Annotated in this window: 4 protein-coding genes; 1 reads left to right on the top strand and 3 read right to left on the bottom strand. The window is 62.0% G+C overall.

The genetic code is table 11. The features are described from left to right. Positions 1–631 precede the first annotated feature (631 nt). From IEW22_RS19605 to IEW22_RS19595, 3 genes are read right to left on the bottom strand one after another with little or no spacing between them, the layout of a single operon-like run. Positions 632–2,095, bottom strand: a complete 1,464-nt coding sequence (locus IEW22_RS19605) for a WXG100 family type VII secretion target (RefSeq protein ID WP_188589035.1) — start codon at positions 2,093–2,095, stop codon at positions 632–634. Beyond that, complete coding sequence (locus IEW22_RS19600; protein WP_188589033.1) at positions 2,092–2,382, bottom strand: WXG100 family type VII secretion target; 291 nt, start codon at positions 2,380–2,382, stop codon at positions 2,092–2,094. Before IEW22_RS19600 ends, IEW22_RS19605 begins: the two co-directional genes overlap by 4 nt. Before the next feature lie 6 nt (positions 2,383–2,388). Next, entirely contained in the window at positions 2,389–2,700 is a 312-nt protein-coding gene (locus IEW22_RS19595; protein WP_188589031.1) for a WXG100 family type VII secretion target, read from the bottom strand. A gap of 171 nt (positions 2,701–2,871) precedes the next feature. Between IEW22_RS19595 and IEW22_RS19590 the strand changes: the two genes are divergently transcribed. Continuing rightward, positions 2,872–3,222 (top strand): YbaB/EbfC family nucleoid-associated protein, encoded by a 351-nt coding sequence (locus IEW22_RS19590; protein ID WP_188589022.1) that lies wholly within the window; start codon positions 2,872–2,874, stop codon positions 3,220–3,222. Positions 3,223–3,699 lie beyond the last annotated feature (477 nt).

Raw genomic sequence — 3,699 nt, 5'->3', positions numbered from 1 at the left:
CGCCTACACCTCCAGCGACACCGCCCATCACCCCGCGATCTTGCTCACCCCTACATCTTGTGGTCGCAAGAACCTGTTCCACGCACCGTCAATCAGGAAGAGGCCGTGAAATGGCACGTCAAACGGGCTCACCACGCCGCCTGGCCGCAACCAACGAAACCAGCCGTCTACGCATCCAGACCCCTTAACTGAACGGTATTGACTTTAGTCGCAGACTCCCTGACTACACGTTCCTCCTGAGGTGCCAAGATAACTGCGGCGTCTAGCTAGATGTTAGTCCGAACAGCATCGAGACTGTGGGCTACCGCATCTGGAAACTGAAGTATCGTGCGATCCAGTTCGCAGCTTCCTTTGATAGTCCTGGATTCCGACTCTGTAGTGCGTTCTCCATGAACTTCTGGCCTTCGGCGAGGTTCATTCGTGTCCAATCGATCTCAGGTTCGATACTGTTTGTCTGCTCGATGAGTGACTGGATTATTCCAATGAGTCTTTCGGTCTCCTCCTCGCCATACTTAGAAACCATGACTGACCTGGTTACGGCTGGCATTCCGTGTGTACTAGTGTCGTGGTCGAACGACCACTGGATCTTTGTACTTGTTTCCGAATCGATATTCATTCCGCGGTCCTCCATCTATCTTTCAAGTATTACTGAGGTGTTCCCGGTCTCGGGATTCATCGTCGTTATCTTTGTAACAGCGTTGTTGTTGATCAGGCGAGGAAGTTCGACTGTCTCCCACACATTCCCGCTGCGCAAACTTGACCCGAGCACCGCGTGAACCTCGCCGCTTGTATTGTTCGCGTAGGCCGCTGAGTGGTCTGACCACCACTTCACGACTGCCGGGTCTCCCCCGTCCCATTTCGGGGGTATTACCCCGCGTTGCTCCTGGAGTGTTTCGAGGGTTACGCCGCCCCGCTCCTCAGCCACTTTTGCGGCTATTCCGGAGTCGTAGGAGCCGTCGATGCGCTCGATTGGGCCAACGCCGGCGCCCTGGGATGTCCTTCCCGACCAGAAATAGGCCGTGCCGGGTTTCGTCCGATACAACTCGTTGAGATCTCCGTAGTCGATTGCGAGCTTTTCGGATTGGGTGAGTTCTTTCGTCGCGCCGACAGCACTCTCCGCCTCGTCCACCCCCGCCCTCTTCGCCACCGCTTCCTCGAAGGGCTTCATCTTCGATACCACTTCGAGTGCCTTCGCGCCGAATCCTCGTATGGATGCGGCGACGCCGCGGGCGGCTTCGATGAGTGCTTCGATAACTGTGCGGATCTTTGCTGCTGCCTTGAGTATTCGGCCGTACACGGCTGCTTGGGCAGCTATCTCGTCCATACCCCCGGTGAAGACTGCGAAGAAACCGCCGACGCCTTCGATGATGGCGGTCTGTTCGACCAGGTCCTTGAGCGTCGAGATGATCTCGTGGTGGGCGTGGTCGAGGTGTGCGGCGTAGTCGGCGCAGGATGAGCCGATCTGGCGGAACACGCCGGCGAGTTCGCCTGTCTGGGTGTTCGCCTGTGTGCACGCTGCGGCCGCACTCTCGACCTCGGGGCTGCGTTGTGCGGAGATCTTGGCCGCTGCGCTGGTCGCACCGGAGGTGGCCGAGGTCAGGCCGGAGGCGGCAGCGTTCCACGCGGCTTGGGCGGCGTGGAGGCGGTCTTGGTGGCCGTTGGGCCATGCGTAGCCGACCAGACCCTGCACGAGCGACCAGCCGGGCGGGCCGCCGCCACTCCCACCGGCTGCGGATGGCACCGATTGTTGACCGATCTTGGCGGGCGCGGGTGCGGCGGGGAAGTCCGAGCCGCCCCCGCCGCCGCTGATCGACGACGCGTCGGCGTGGGCGTGGTTGGCGCCGCTGGCGTGCAGCAGCTGCGCGATCTGCCCGGTGCCGTTGACCAACCCGGCGGCTGCTTGCATCGCGGATCTGGCGGATTCGTCGTAGGCGTGGGCCCATTCCACGCCCGCGTGATCGGAGCCGCCCATCCCGCTCGACGCCCCGAGCGCACCGGACAGGTCAGAGACGCTCGCACCGAATCCGCCCGCAACCGTCGCCATCTGAGAAGCCGCAGCGGCGTACTCATCGGTGTCGACATCGATGACGGTCACGACGGAAACATCCCACGATTGGTGGCGGCTGCGTCCGAGTAGTTCTGATGCGCGGTCTGCGCGACGTTGGTGAGGTCGCCCAGCGCCTCGCGCATCTCGTTCAGCCCGCGCGTGATGCGGTCGTGCGCCTGTTTCTGTGCCTCGGCGGCATCGCCCTCCCAGGTGACATGTAGCGCGGCGATCGTCTGATCGGCGTCAGCGCAGGCGGCTTCGGCCTTCTGGTCGAAGGTGCGCATGTCGGCGATGACGCCGTCGAGTTCGTCGAGATCGACGAGGAACTGGGTCATCGCTGCTCACCCGGCCAGATTGAGCGGGCCACCGGCGGCGGTGATGCCGTCGGTGGTGGCACCCTCGTGCGTGTCGTAGGTCTGTCCGTTGGAGATCAGCAGAGCGGACTCTGTGTCGAGACCGCCGATGACGTTGCGAGCTCCGTCGAGCCATTCCTCCCAGTCACGGCGGAAGGCGTCGGCGGCCGGCCCACTCCACCCGCTGTTGAGAAGCGAGTCCACGCGACCCTGGAGGGAATGCAGATCTGCGTCGAGCCCGTCGGCGGTTTTACGGATAGAATTACCCGCGTTTACCAACTCATGGGTATCAACCTGCATCTGTGACATACTCTGTCCCCCCGTGTGTTTCGTCTCCCCGACCCACACTTGCAGACAGCGCTGGCGTTGTCACCCGCGGGCGTCATTCACGCGACTGACCCCAACCGGGTCCGGGTTTGTAAGGTGCGTATGACCTGCCCGAGCGGTACTCGATCGCCGAGAGGAACTGCCATGTCTGACCCTGACTTCGCCGACCTGAACGCTGAGCTGGTCGAGATCGATGCAACCTCGAAGCAACTGCAGTTCGAGATCGCACAGGTCAGAGGTCGTGGTCGCTTCTCCTCGGGGGAGGTGTCGGTGACCGTCGATGCACGCGGGCGCGTGCAATCCCTCGAACTGAGCCCGCAGGCACTGCACCGCGGTGCGGCAGCACTGGCCGAGGGGATCATGCAGTGCATACGTGAAGCCGAACGCCAGGCAGACGCCGCCTCGGCGGACATTGTCGGGAGACTGCGGAGAGATCCGGTATTCGCGCAGGCAATGAGCGCACTCGACGCACAGCGTCGTTCGGACTCCGAATAGCACTGAGCATCTGTGTATTTCGAGAATCCAGGTCGCCTGTTCAGACGAAGATTCGCGCATCGACGGTATCGCGGGCGCCCCGGTTGGACTCCTACACCGGCCGATCTTCTCGACGTAGATGGTGCGTCACAACAACTGAATTCGGTGGAGCAACCATTGCACTGCGCTGAGTCCGCCTGCCGACCAGAATCGCGTGGTCCGATAGCTCACGTGCACATTGTCGGCCACCGCCTTGCGTGGGTCGCTCGCGAGTGAGAGATCGGTGCTGTCGCAGATCGCATCGCGCGGGGCGCAGATCTCGTTCACCGCTGAATGGAAAGGAATCCGAGGTCCTGTCAACGTGATCCCTGGATACACCGAGCCGTTGAAGAACACGGGCCTGGTGCACGGATAGGTGACAGGGTTAGTCACGCGGCCTGAGGGGCCTCGTGGTTGATGATGGTCTCGAATTCAATGGGGGTCAATCTGCCGAGGCGG

The organism is Gordonia jinhuaensis (genome assembly GCF_014639795.1).
Taxonomy (GTDB): domain Bacteria; phylum Actinomycetota; class Actinomycetes; order Mycobacteriales; family Mycobacteriaceae; genus Gordonia_B; species Gordonia_B jinhuaensis.
This window is presented reverse-complemented; position numbering and strand designations above follow the sequence as displayed.